At 41.6% G+C, this 14,811-nt stretch carries 5 protein-coding genes; 3 read left to right on the top strand and 2 right to left on the bottom strand.

The genetic code is table 11. The features are described 5' to 3' along the window. Both NT145_05935 and argS read right to left on the bottom strand, forming a co-directional pair. On the bottom strand, window positions 1-299 hold a 299-nt coding region (locus NT145_05935), incomplete at its 3' end, for a nucleoside triphosphate pyrophosphohydrolase (protein MCX5782227.1). Window positions 300-305: 6 nt separating this feature from the next. Continuing rightward, the gene (gene argS / locus NT145_05930) at window positions 306-1,967 is read right to left on the bottom strand and encodes an arginine--tRNA ligase (protein MCX5782226.1); all 1,662 of its coding nucleotides are present in this window, start codon (window positions 1,965-1,967) and stop codon (window positions 306-308) included. Between the two features lie 269 nt (window positions 1,968-2,236). Between argS and NT145_05925 the strand changes: the two genes are divergently transcribed. From NT145_05925 to NT145_05915, 3 genes are all read left to right on the top strand, one after another. Beyond that, on the top strand, window positions 2,237-2,494 hold the full coding sequence (locus NT145_05925) for a hypothetical protein (protein MCX5782225.1): 258 nt from the start codon (window positions 2,237-2,239) through the stop codon (window positions 2,492-2,494). Window positions 2,495-2,730: 236 nt separating this feature from the next. Next, the gene (locus NT145_05920; protein MCX5782224.1) at window positions 2,731-14,487 is read left to right on the top strand and encodes a VCBS repeat-containing protein; all 11,757 of its coding nucleotides are present in this window, start codon (window positions 2,731-2,733) and stop codon (window positions 14,485-14,487) included. A gap of 129 nt (window positions 14,488-14,616) precedes the next feature. Further along, window positions 14,617-14,811 (top strand): hypothetical protein (locus NT145_05915; protein ID MCX5782223.1); only part of this gene is annotated, 195 nt, incomplete at its 3' end.

The following is a 14,811-nucleotide window of genomic DNA, read 5'->3' as shown; positions in this document are numbered from 1 at the left end:
CGTATCAATTTATTATTTAATCCTTCTATTACTTTATTGATGTCAAAAAGACGGTTTTCTTTCGCGATCTGAGAGTGAAAAACCACCTGTAAAAGTATGTCGCCGAGTTCTTCTTCAAGGTTTTTCCAGTCCTTTTTGTTTATTGCGCTTTTTACTTCTTTTGCTTCAGAAAAAAGGTATTTAATAAGGCTTTTATGGTTTTGATGTTTATCCCACGGGCATCCTTTCGGCCCTCTCAAGATTTCCATTATTTTTACTAGTTCAAGAAAAAGTATTTCCGTTTTTTTTGATTTTTCCATATTATATTACATCTTTTCGGGCGCGCTTACTCCAAGAAGGGCAAGGCCATTTTTGATTATTTCAGAAACTGCTTTTACTAAAGACAATCTCGCCAAGGAAAGTTCTTTGTCGTCTATGTTTAAGACTCTGCAATTTTCGTAAAATCTATGAAAAATGTCGGAGGTTTCCATAAGGTAAGTTGTAATAAGATGAGGCGTAAGGTTTTCAATACAGGCCTCTATTACGTCGGGGAAAAAAATGAGTTTTTTAATAAGATCCTTTTCTTCTTTTGAGCGCAAAAGGCTGAAATCAGCTTTTAAAAAGTCGGAATCAGAGGCTAGCTCAAACCCTTTTATTTTATTAGCTTCAAGAAAAATAGAGTTGCATCTTGCGTGAACGTATTGAACATAAAATACCGGATTTTCAGAAGTTTTTTTCTTGGCAAGCTCAAGGTCAAATTCCAGCTGTGAATTAGGAGCCCTCATCATAAAGAAAAACTTGCAGGCGTCTTTGCCGACTTCTTTGATCACTTCTTCAAGAGTTACGAATTCTCCCGCTCTTGTAGACATTGCTACAGGAACTCCGTTTCTTACCAATGACACAAGCTGATAAAGGATAATAGAAAGTTTTGACTCGTTTCCTCCAAGAGCTTGAATGGCTGCTTTCATTCTGTTGACGTAGCCGTGATGGTCTGCTCCCCAAAGGTTAATAAGCTTGTCGTATCCGCGCTCAATCTTATTTTTATGGTAAGCGATATCCGAGGCAAGATACGTAAATCTTTCATCGCTTCTTTTTAAAACACGGTCCTTGTCGTCCCCGTACTTTGATGAAGCAAACCAAAGAGCCCCGTCTTTTTCATAAGCATAATTATTCTTTTTTAGCCAAACGCATAATTCCTCAACTTTACTTTTTTTACCGGAGCCGTCAGGCGCGATAGATGATTCCGAAAACCAGCTGTCAAATGTCACGTCAAAATCAGAAAGATCATTTTTTATCGTTGACACCATTTCTTTAAGAGCAATTTTTTTAAAATTTATTTCTTTGCTGTCAGATGAGATTAATTTTTTTGCAATATTAACGATATAATCGCCTTTGTATCCGTCTTCAGGGAAATCCAGTGGTTCGCCTTTAAGCTGCCTGTATCTGATTTCAAGCGATTTGCCCAGCATTTCAATCTGGTTCCCGACATCGTTTAAATAATATTCTTTTTCTACATCGTATCCGAAAAAAGAAAATATTCGCGCCAGCGAATCTCCGATTGCCGCTCCTCTTCCGTGCCCTATGTGAAGAGGCCCGGTGGGATTTGCGGAAACAAATTCTATAAGTATTTTTTTATCGTCAATATATTCTTTTCGTCCAAATTTGTCTTTTTCTTTTATAAGTTTTTTAAGCGTTTCAAAAAGTATATTTTCCGAAAGAGTTATGTTTAAAAATCCCGGGCCCGCAATAGTTAAAGCATCAATATATTTTTTTAAGGAAGAAGAAATTAATGATGCAAATATCTCTGCAATTTCTTTAGGATTTTTACCTGATTGTTTTGCAATCACTATGGCAATATTGGAGGCAAGGTCACAAGATATGTTTTTTGGAGGCTCGTAAAGAGTATAGTTCGGCAAGGCGCCGAAATTGTTTTCTTTTAGCCATTTAGAAAATAGGTTATCCAGTTCTTTTTTGATTACTTTTTTCATTTTTTTCTCGATTTGCTTTTGTATTCTACCAAAATCAAAAATAAGCGTCAAATAAAGCAATTTTTTAACTTTTTGCACATACAAAAAAGAATAAAGTCGCGGGGCTTTTCCGTCCTGTTTCGACAGGCTCAACATCCCGAGCAAAGTCGAGGGACTGCACCCCTGAATCACTTTTCTTTTCTTGCCTAAAGAAAAGTAATCAAAAGAAATGCACCCCGTGAGCTCCGCCGCGGCGGACTTCCGCATTCTTTATTTCAGGCGGTTTTTCAATGGTTCGGCAGGCTCACCATCCTGAGCTTGTCGAAGGACTCGTCCCTTCGGCTTCGCTCAGCCTCAAACACGAAAAACCGAAGGATTCCTTAAAAATGCTCGACTCATTGACGGCTCAATGGGGAAAAACACTTAACATAACTCCAAAGTTTCAAAATATAAGAAAACAGCCCGGCTATTATCAAAAAACGATTCAAAAGAAAATAAATTTCACAAATATTTCACTATTTAACTATGGATTTTTTTGCCTTTTATAAGTATAAGTTAAATGTAGCACTAAAGAAGCCTGCAAGTAATTAGATTATTGCGTAGAATTGGGGGAAATGATGGGATAATTAATAATTAATTAGCATAATAAAAAAGCCTTGACGATTTTGGTAAAACTTGTTATCAATGCAGTGCTGGGGGATTTTAGTAGGAATAATTTGCAGCTGGGGGGTTCTACCCATAGCGATATTTGCATCACGTTGGGCTAATGAGAATGTGAGAAATTATGAATACTGAAACTACCGTTATCATTCGCATATTAAAAACAGCGAAGAAAGGATTATTTTTATCCTTTGCTTTTTTGCTGTTTTTTTATTTATATGGCTACGCATATGATTCTACTCCACCTAATACAGTAATTGACTTGTCTGCAACATCCATGGATAACGGCGCGATAAAACTTGATTGGAGTTCTCCGGGCGACGACTACCTGGATATTCCTCTTTTGCCCGGCGCAAAATTTACAATTCAGTATTCAACATGGCCAATGCCGGATGTTTTTTGGTCTACAAGCTCTCCTTCGTCAATCACGAAGTCCACTTCTGGCGTAACTCCAACAAGTGCAGTTTCATATTTTCTAAAAGAAAAAATAACGCCAAACTCAACCTATTATTTTAAAATATGGTATGCGGATTCCGCGCAAAACTGGTCCGGAATTTCAAATACTGCTACAGCTTGGATGAGCGCGGATAATGAAGCGCCTGCGGCGGTAACTACTCTTTCAGCAACCGAAGGATCATTTGCCGGACAAATTATTTTGCGTTGGAATGCTTCCGGAGATAACAATTTGGATTATATGCTTCCGGAAGGGGCTCAGTTCGTAATAGGATATTCTACTTGGAGCGGTATTTCTTGGTCTACTTCGGCAGTTGGAAATATTCTAACCAGCGTATCAACATCAGGCGTTTCTCCGCAAGCTTTGGTAACGTATCTTGCCAGCGGGCTTACCACTGATCTGACATATTATTTCAAGGTGTGGTATGCCGATGAATGGCAGAATTGGTCTGATCCTTCAAATCTTGCCTCAATATGGGCCCCTTCGGACACAACGCCGCCGGCACAAGTTACAGACATAATTGCTTCACAAGGGACGGCTGAAGGAAGCATAAATTTAAATTGGAGCGTTCCCGGCGATGACGGTTGGAGCCAGACACTTAATGCCGGATCAGAATTCTGGATTAATTATTCTTCCTGGCCAGCAGGGGTTTCCAGGACTTCATCCCAAATAAAAGTTTCTACCTCGGGAATTGCCCCGTTAACAAAAGCTTATTATACGCTGACGGGATTAACTCCTAAATCAACATATTTTATCGGGATTTGGTATAAAGACCCTGTAGGAAACTGGGCGATAAATACTGAAATAGTTTCTTCTTGGGCACAGGCAATACCTCCAGCTTCCGTTAGCGATTTTACAGTTCGTTCTGGAATAATTCGCGGCCGGGCAAATTTAGCATGGTCAATACCAGGGGATGACGGTTTAAATCTTTCCCTTGCCCCCGGCTCTCAATTTAGAATTCAATACTCTACTTTTTCGGGAATAAGTTGGTCTAAAGATTCGGCTCAACTTTCTGTATCAACTCAAGGAGTGGTTCCGGGAACAGTAGTGAACTATACTTTGGACAGCCTTGATTTAGAGGCCACATATTATTTTGCTATTTGGCATGCCGATGAATATCAGAACTGGTCAGATATTTCAAATATCGTGTCAGCTTATATTCAGCCGGATATAGCTCCCAGCGCAGTCCGGGATCTTTCAGGAAGGACAGGAGACATTAAAGGAGAAATTGTCTTAAACTGGAGCGTCCCGGGAGATGACGGCGGATATACTACCCTTTTAAACGGATCTCAGTTTAGAATACAGTATTCAAAATTACAAAACATTCAGTGGCTGCCTTCTTTAGCACAGGTGATAGTGTCAACCTACGGTACAGCTCCCGGCACAAATGCTTCATATCTTTTGTCGTTAGACGTCGGAACCACTTATTATCTTCAAATTTGGTATGCGGACGAATACGAAAATTGGGCAAGCTCTTCCAATAGAGTCCAATGTTACAGCAAACCTGATTTAATTCCGCCGGCAGTAGTAACTAATCTTTCAGCAGTTACCGGAAATTACGGCAGTGAACTGGACTTGAACTGGTCATCTCCCGGAAACGACGGTTTGACCGGATATCTTCTTTACGGTTCAAAATTCAAAATACAGTATTCAACTTTTTCTTCTGTAGAATGGTCAACCTCATCGGCTCAGGTAACAGTATCAACTTTTGGGGTCGCTCCCGCCACCCCGATTTCATATATTCTATCCAATATTGCCGGTAATACTACTTATTTTTTGAGTTTATGGTATTCAGACAACTCCGGAAACTGGGCGACGGCACCGTCTAACATAACTTCAGCTTATGCGTATCTTGATAATATCGCTCCGGCTGCTTTAACCGGTTTTTCCGCCTCGCCCGGAACATTTAACGGCGAAATTCTTTTAAGCTGGAATGCACCGGGAGATAACGGCTGGAATCTTCCTCTTAAATCCGGGTCCAAATTATATGTCCAATATTCTTCGTCAAATCCTGATACTGTGATATGGTCTACGGCTTCTTCCCAAATTTCAGTTTCAACATCCGGAATTATTCCTGGAACACTAGTTAATTTGAATTTGACTGGACTGCAGTACGGATCAACATATTATTTCAGGGCCTGGCATTCAGATGAGCTGTTAAACTATTCTGATATATCTATCGGCGCAACAAGCTGGGCAAACATAAACCAGAGTCTGCCCAATCAGGTAACGGATCTTAATGCAGCTACCGGTTCTTTAGGCGGCCAGATATTTTTATCATGGAGTTCTCCGGGCGATGACGGGGATAGAAACGGCACCTTAGAACCCGGATCCAAGTTTTTCGTACAATATTCAACTTTTTCATCCGTATCGTGGTCCACATCCGCAGCTCAAGTCAGCGTTTCAACTTACGGTGTCGTACCGGGAACTGTAGTTTCTTACACCTTAAACAATCTTTTAATTGATACTTCATATTATATTTCAATATGGTACATAAACGATTTAGGCAATTTATCTTTACAGTCAAACATTTCAAGCGGGACTTCTGCGGGCATTACTTTTGACGATATTACGGCAAATTTATTGGGCGTGGTAAGCGGTTCTGTTGCCTGGGGAGATTACGATTCTGACAGTAATTTAGATCTGGCTATAAGCGGAGAATATTTGTTCGGCAAAGTGCTTAGAATTTATAGAAATACCGGAGGAAATTTTAGTTTGGCACAAACTCTTGACGGTGCGACCAACAGTTCTATTGCCTGGGGCGACTACAATAACGACGGTTATCTTGATTTAGCTGTCTGCGGTCTAGGAGATTTAGCCGAAGTTACAAGAATATACAGAAATGATAACGGAACTTTCAATTTAGCTTTAGGAACGGGAACCTTTACAGGAGTCCAAAACGGTTCGTTAGCCTGGGGCGACTACAATAACGACGGTTATTTAGATCTTGCGATTTCAGGGCAAAACGGTTCTTCTAAAATTACAAAAATTTATAAAAATGACAAAAGGGGGGATTTTAATGAGGTAGTTACCGCAACATTTACAGCAGTTACTTTCAGCGCCATGGCATGGGGCGACTATAATAACGACGGACTGCTGGATTTAGCGATAAGCGGGCAGTATGGCAGCGGCTCATCGGACGTTACATCAAACATTTACAAGAATAACGGTGACGATACGTTTACGGATATCGGCGCAGGTATACAAGGCTGTATGTACAGCTCTCTATCTTGGGGCGACTACAATTCCGACGGTTATTTGGATCTTGCAATTTGCGGCAGGGACCAGTCTCTGGCATTCCAGTCAAACATTTACACAAATAACGCCGGAACAGGGTTTGATTTTAATGCTAATGCAGATTTTCCCGGCGTGGCAATAGGATCAATTGTTTGGGGAGATTATGATAACGACGGCAGCCTTGATCTTGCTATATCCGGATGGGACGGCTCGATCAATACATTGATTTATAGAAACGATGGCGGAGGATATTTCAGCGAATTAACTACTGACATGATGGGCGTGATTTATTCGTCTTTAGCTTGGGGCGACTACAATTCCGACGGAACTTTAGATCTTGCGGTATGCGGTTATAACGGTTCTTCATATATATCAAAAATATACAGAAATCTGGGACCCAATGCGAATAATCAGCCGGGATCACCCACGGGAATGGGTTCAAATTATGATAACAGTTTGAAAAAACTAAAACTTACATTTAATGCTCCCATCAGCGCTGATGAAACCTCAAACAACGGGCTGCAGTACGAAATAAGAGTATCAACAATTGATATAAATACCAATCCTTCTCTTTGGAGAGTAAGCGCGACTTCAGGCAAAGGCGCAACGCCTTTTATAGGGAACTATCCTCCTTCGCGTATCGGAACCAATCTTGAAATAGAGTTGGATAACACGGCATTGATCAATGAAACAACCCATTACTGGCAGTTAAGAACAATTGATTCGGGTTTTTCAAAATCTGATTGGTGTTCACAGCAATCAATTTATATTTCAAGCATACATCCGCCTGCAAAAGTAACTACTTTGACCGCTTCGCGAGGAATAAGCGAAAACGATATAACTTTGACATGGGGCATGCCCGGCGATGACGGCTGGTATAACGCTCTTAAACCCGGATCGCAATTTGTTGTTCAGTATTCAACTTGGTCAGACGTGGAATGGTCAACAAACTCGTTGAACATAATTTCGGTTTCAACTTCTGGCGTAACGCCGGAAACCCTAGCTTCTTATAAAGTCAAAGGACTTTTTGCGGGAGACCCGTACTATTTAAAGATTTGGCATATGAATAGCGGCGGAAACTGGTCCGATCTTTCAAACAGCGCCACCGTTCAGGTAAAACCTGATTTTACGCCTCCGTCGCAAATTACAAATCTTTTGGCGCAAGTGTCTTCTTTATATTCAGAAATTAATCTCAGCTGGAGCGCTCCGTCAAATGATCCTTACGGGGCAGCTCTTTCTACCGGCTCGCAGTTTAAAATACAATATTCAACTTATAGTTCAGTAATCTGGTCACAGGAATCGGCCCAGGTTACAGTTTCTACTTCCGGCGTCGTACCCGGAACAACTGTTAATTACAGACTAAAAAATCTTGATTACGGCACTACATATTATGTAAAAATCTGGCACGCGGACGAATATCAAAACTGGTCTTCTGACTCAAATGAATCTTCGGCATACACTCTGATTGACTACACTGCTCCGGCGGCGGTGACCAGCCTTAGCGGTGTGCCCGGAATAATCGGAGGAACTGTCAAACTTTCATGGAACATGCCTGGAAATGACGGGCTCAGCGGGATTTTCCCTGAAGGATCACAGTTTGCTGTTCAGTATTCAACGTTTAGCGGTGTAGTATGGTCAACGGCGGCAACTTCGCAAATAGTTTTTGTTTCCACTTCTGAGGTCTTGCCTTTGACTCCGGTATCTTACACGATAACAGGTTTAATGGCTGAAAACACATACTACTTCAAGATATGGAATTTTGACAGAGTATTTTGGTCCGGAATTTCAAATACTGCTACCTCGTTTGCTGAAAGTATAACTTTTGAAGATATACAGGCAGGTTTATTGAGCATGGATAACTCGGCTTCAGCCTGGGGCGACTACAACAACGACGGATATTTGGATCTAGCGATATGCGGAAACAATTCAGGCACCAGAACAACCAAGATATATAGAAACAGTGGAACCGGATCGTTTACTGATTCAGGAATAAATTTGATAGGTGCGGACAACGGGTCTATCGCTTGGGGCGACTACAACAATGACGGGAATTTGGATATCGCAATTTGCGGTTCAACCGGCACCGGAAATGTAACAAGAATATACAGGAATGATTCTAATTCGTTTACAAGTTATATAGATTTAACCGGAGTTTCAAACGGTTCACTTGCCTGGGCAGACTACAATAACGACGGAACCTTAGATCTCGCTGTCTGCGGAAACACCGGCAGTCAATACATTACCAGGGTTTACAGGAATGATTCTGATTCATTCAATAATTATGTGGATTTGCCCGGAGTAAATTATGGTTCTTTAGCCTGGGGCGATTACAACAATGACGGTTATCAGGACCTTTTCTTCTGCGGCCAGACCGGCACTGGAGATATTTCTTATCTATACAGAAATTATTCGGGATCGTTATTTTTTGCTTCATCGTTTACAGCCGTTTCAAACGGTTCAATCGCTTTGGCTGACTATAACAATGACGGTTATCTGGACCTTGCAATCTGCGGATCGGGAACAAACACAATTTATAGAAACGATGCAGGGACATTCAGCCAGTTTGCAAATTTAACAGGAGTATCAAACGGATCCATTTCATTCGGTGATTACGACAACAACGGATACCTGGATCTTGCTGTTAGCGGAGATACCGGCTCAGAATACATTACAAGGATATATCAAAATAACGGATCCTCTTTTAATTTATATAAAGATTTAACCGGAGTAGACAATGGTTCATTGGCGTTTGGGGATTTTGATAATGACGGAGCTTTGGACTTAAGCGTTAGCGGTTCAAACGCTTCAGCTATATATAAAAATTACGGCGCAAAACTTAATTCTTTGCCTTCAGTGCCTTCGTCATTAAATTCTTCTATAGACAAAACTTATGGTTACCTAAGCCTTACCTGGTCCCAGTCTTCGGACAACGAAACGACAAATTCAAACGGGCTTTATTACGAGGTGCGTGCAGCTACAGTTTCGCTTGTTACAGATCCTGAAAAATGGTTCATGTCCACTAGTAACGGCAAAGGGATAATGCCTTTCTTCGGTAACTATTCGCACAGCTTTATTTCTGCTTCTCCAATACAACCCGGAGCAATTGTTAAATTGAGTTCGCTTTCAAATAATACCAGGTATTACTGGCAGGTGAGAAGCATAGATACATCTTTTGCTAAATCAGCATGGGCCTCGTCCTATATTGATATTACCGATGTCCGCGCTCCTGCTACTGTGACCAATCTTTCGGCAAACACCGGCGTAAATCCGGGCGATATAAATCTTTTCTGGAGTTCACCGGGAGACGACGGGTGGAGTAATCCTATTTCAGCCGATTCCCAGTTTGTTATACAGTATTCAACTTGGGCAATGTATGATATATTGTGGTCAAGCAGCGCCGCTCAAGGGATAGTAGTGGTTTCAACATCAGGGGTTTCTCCTTCAACTATTGTTAACTATACGGTTACCGGTTTAAGCAAAGGGTCAACATACTACTTGAGATTATGGTATTCAGACGGATCGCAAAACTGGTCCAGAATTTCAAACATGGCGCAAACATTTGCCCAAATTCATCTTTTGCCTCCGTCAGTCGTTACGGACCTTTCAGCTGTTTCAGGAACGGTGAAAGGCACGGCGGTGCTTTCTTGGAGCGCGGTAAACATTGACACTGCCACTATTTTGCCTTTGGAACAAGGTTCAAAATTTGCAATTAAATATTCAACTTGGGTTTTGCCCGATGTTTTATGGTCAACTGCTTCGGCCCAGGTAATGATTTCAACTTCAGGAGTGACTCCTGGAACAACGGTCTCTTATACGGCCGTAAATATTCCCGGCGGAACAACATATTATTTTAAGATATCTCATTCGGACCAATTCGGCAACTGGTCAGCATTTTCAAATATAGCTAACGCAAAAGTTAATTTAGCTCCCGCGGCAATAACTACACTTTCTGCTTTAACAGGGATAAACGAAGGAGAAATTAATCTCGTATGGAGTTCCCCAGGTTCTAGCGGTTGGGAAGGGCCTCTTAATGACGGTTCAAAGTTTGCCATTGTATACAGCACGTCCTACATAAATGTAATCAACAGATCAAATGCTTTAATAACCATATCTACATCAGGAGTATTGCCTCAAACGCAGATTAATTATAATCTTACAGGTTTAAGCAACGGTTTGACATATTATTTTACTGTATGGACAAGTGACGAATGGCAAAACTGGTCAGACATATCAAACATTCCTTCAGTTAGCGCTCAAATAGATACGGTTATTCCCGGACAAGTAACCGACCTTACGGGCGAACCTGGGACCGATAAAGGCGCGATTAAACTTCTGTGGCATACTCCGGGCGATAACGGGGATTCAGGAACACTTATACAGGGCTCAAAATTTGAAATATATTACTCTTCATATGATTTGGTTAATTGGTCTACCGGCACGGTTCAAACTATTCCAAATGTTACCGTATCAACTTCGGGATTAAATCCTCAAGCCTTTGTTTCCTACAATATTACCGGCCTTGTAAGCAGTAATACTTACTATGCAGTTATTCGTTATTCTGATGAAGCCAATAATTGGTCTTTACTTTCAAATACCTGTACAGCAGTAGCCCAATGGCTGGATTTTGTACCGCCTGCGTCTGTCACGTCTATTTCCGCTCAACCCGGAATTGGGACAGGCAGGATATTCCTACAGTGGTATTCTCCCGGAAACGACGGTATGATAGGCCAGCTCAATTTGGGATCAGGATATGCAATCCAATATTCTTCCGATATAGCGGGTGTGGTCTGGTCAACGGCAAATGCACAAATTTCACAAGTCCTGGCTTCAACTACTCCCGCGCAGACAGCGTCTTCTTATATTCTGACCGGCCTTATTCCAGGAGAGACATATTATATGGCTCTTTGGTATTGGGACGAATTCAATAACTTGTCAAATATTTCAAGCATTGCTTCGTCTACAGCCCAGTTGCCTGACCTGGCGGCCCCGGCCAAGGTTACAAACTTGTTCGGAACCGGAGGTAATACTGAAAGCGAGATCCGTTTAACGTGGAGCTCGCCGGGAGATAACGGATGGACAGGGACATTGCAGGTCGGATCGCAATTTGATTTGTATTACTCAACTTGGGATCCTGTTGGCTGGTCTGATACCACTTTATCAAGCATGTATTCTTTAATTGTGTCTACATCCGGAGTAACCCCTACAGCACCGGTCCAGTATACATTGACCGGTCTTACCGCAAACAAAGATTATTTTATAGGATTAAAATATACTGATCAAAGCGCTAATACATCGCTTCTTTCAAGCACAATTACAGCAAAATCTCAGCGCGATCTTATAGCTCCTTCGGCTGTGACAACTCTCAGCGTTCAGACAGGAATAAATATGGGAGAAGTAATACTTAATTGGTCATCCACGGGAGATGACGGAGTCTTGGGGAATTTAGGCGAAGGATCACAATTCAGGATAGTTTATGATACTGCTCAATATAAAGTGCAAAGCGTTTCAAACGCTCAAATTATAATTTCAACGAGCAACGTTTCTCCTTGGGATCCGCAGACACACACGATTACTGGTTTAAAAGCGGGCACCACTTACTATTTCAGTGTTTGGATATATGATGATTATCCGAACCATTCTGATTGTTCAAATACGCCGCAGGGAAGGGCTCAGACAGCAACTATTCCGCCGCAGACTGTAACTGACCTTTCTGCCCAGACGGGTGCTCTTGAAGGCCAAATAAAACTTGCGTGGAGCGCTCCGGGAGAAAACGGAAGTATGATGCCGCTTCAGCCTGGTTCTCAGTTTAGAATACAATACTCAACAGAAGTAGTAAACTGGTCACTAACTTCTTCTTCCGGAATTGTTACGGTTTCTACTTCAGGAGTTGTTCCTCTTTCAAGCGTTTCTTATATTCTCACAGGGCTGGATTTAGGAGCTACTTACTATCTTGTCATTTGGCATGCGGACGATTTTTCAAATTGGTCAAATTTATCAAATGTTGCGACAACCTGGGCCCAAAAGTATGACACTATGCCGCCAAGCCCTGTAACAGATTTGAGCGCTTCCGTTGGTTTAAACGAAGGGGAAGTAATTCTTTCTTGGCATTCTCAGGGTGATGACGGATCTGTCGGAATATCGACGAGTTCCCAATTTAAGATACAGTATTCAACTCAAAGCTCTGTCTGGGATATAAATTCAGCACAGATAACTCAATCAACTTCAAATGTTGCTCCGGCCACATTGATTACGTACGTGGCTGGCAATCTTACTCCGGGAGGCACATATTATTTCAGGCTCTGGCAGTCCGATGAAAGGCTCAATTTTTCAGATGTTTCAAACGAGGCGACTTCTTATTCCAAAATTCTTGATATTCAAAGCCCGTTACTGACTCTTGAAACTTTAAATCAGTTTAATATCCGGGCCAGCTGGTCCACCGGAACAAATCCGTCGAGCACACAGTATATGCTTGAGTGGACATCGTCTGATTTTATCATAAATAAATTTACCAGCGGCTGGATGTTAAATACTTCAAGTTATACCGCGTTAGGGCTCACGCCCTCAACAACTTATGCGTTCAGAATAAAAGCCAAGAATACTCAAAGCCAGGAAACAATGTATTCTCCGATAGTCAGTACCAGAACCCTGGTTTCGGGAGTAGAGAGCATGGGATTTTCCGAAGTTACATATACCAGCATGCTGGTTAGATGGAATACCGGAATTAATCCTCCGACAGTAAGTTATCTTGCCGAATGGACTGGTTCCGATTATGGTATTGAAGCCTCTTCCAGCGGTTGGATATTGAACGGTTCAAGCTGGACAGCAACAGCTCTTACTCCGGATACCACATATCATTTCAGGCTCTGGATAAAAACTTCTGATGACCAAACATCTTTGGGGCCGAATCTTGGCACACAAAGAACGAATACGGTAAAGTTGTTTTCAATTTCTCCTAACGTGACAGGCAACACATCAATATTGGCTAATGCTACGCTTTCAGGCCAGGGTTTTTCAGGTTGTAACGAAATCTTTCTTATTAACGGGTCAACAATAATTGTTCCTTCAACCTTTACTATTTTAAACGACAGCGGTATATCATGCACTTTTGATTTAATCGGCCAGGCAACCGGTTACTGGGATGTAAAGGTAGCTACCGGCGGAGCAGGTTCTTTGAACGCTGTTTTAACCGGCGGGCTTAGAGTCAAAGAACTTGCCGTTTTATCAATAAGTCCCGATACCTGCACAGATACAGGCCAGATAAATGTCACCATTTCAGGTTTTGGTTTTGTTCAGGGAAGCATGGCTCGTCTGACAAAAGTCGGCGAACCGGATATAATCGGTGCGAATACGATTATTTCAGCTGAAAGCATAAAATGCACTTTTGATTTAAACGAAAAATTGAACGGGAAATGGACTTTGATTGTCAGTACAACCATAGGATCGCAGACCTTTTCTGAGCAGATCGTTGAAGGATTTACAATTGTTATGCAGAAAAATAAATCAGTAACTTTTATAGGAAGAACTTCAGGCGGGACTGCGTTCATACTTCCCGACACCGGAAAAATATCAATTGATTTTCCGCCCGGATGTTTCGAAAGGGATGTGTTCATAACTTTGTCAACGACTGCCGTTCCTTCAACCGGACAGTCAAATATTAATTCTATCCAAATAGCATTGAATATAACAAACGATTATAATTTACAGCCTATTTTGCCTATAACAATAACGATGTATTATAGAGATTCGGATATTTTAAATATAGATCCGAATACGCTTTTGATAGGCAGGTACGATGAAAAATGGAATAGATGGCTGCCGCTTCCTTCTATTGTTTATCCAGATGAACATAAAGTGGTAACTCAAGTTACGCATTTGTCGCATTTTGCCATAATTTATTATTTAGCGGCAAAAGACCTTGGAAATGTAAACGTGTTCCCGAATCCGTATAATCCTAGGGTTAACGCGTACGGTTTTACAATAGAAAATCTTACCAACGATGCCGAAGTAAAGATATTTACCGTGTCGCGCGAACTTGTTGCCGATCTAGCGTACACCAAAAAAGACGGAAGGGTTGTTTGGTTCGGTAAAAACGACGGCGGAAGGGATGTCGCAAGCGGAATTTACATTCTTTACGTAAGAAGCTATTCATCGGGAGAAAAGAAACGAATTAAATTCGCGATTGAGAAATAACCTGCCCTGGGCAGGTCATCCTGAACTCGTTTCAGGATCTAGGGACTATAAGTTGAGATGCCGAAATAAATTCGGCATGACTTTCAAAGAAAAAGTGCGACGATTGAACATGAGTAGGGGGGAAAAGCCATGAATAGAAAAATAATATCAACATTGTTGATTGGAATAATCCTGATAGAGTCAGGGGCAGGAAATATTTATGGTATTTTTTCGCCCAGCGACGCGGGAACATCAACTGCTCAGTTTTTAAAGCTTGGAGCAGGAGCAAAAGAGTCAGGAATGGGAAGCGCGCAGGTAGCAGCCAGTTCGGATGCAAACGCGGTA

The organism is Elusimicrobiota bacterium (assembly GCA_026388075.1).
Lineage (GTDB): Bacteria > Elusimicrobiota > Endomicrobiia > Endomicrobiales > JAPLKN01 > JAPLKN01.
Note: the sequence above shows the minus strand (reverse complement) of the source record. Positions and strands in the feature narration are given on the sequence as shown.

What these genes read in the sequence shown, in the direction of transcription:
- argS (MCX5782226.1), bottom strand. Translation starts at nt 1,967, where the DNA reads ATGAAAAAAGTAATCAAAAAAGAACTGGATAACCTATTTTCTAAATGG.
- NT145_05920 (MCX5782224.1), top strand. Translation starts at nt 2,731, where the DNA reads ATGAATACTGAAACTACCGTTATCATTCGCATATTAAAAACAGCGAAG.
- NT145_05925 (MCX5782225.1), top strand. Translation starts at nt 2,237, where the DNA reads ATGGTTCGGCAGGCTCACCATCCTGAGCTTGTCGAAGGACTCGTCCCT.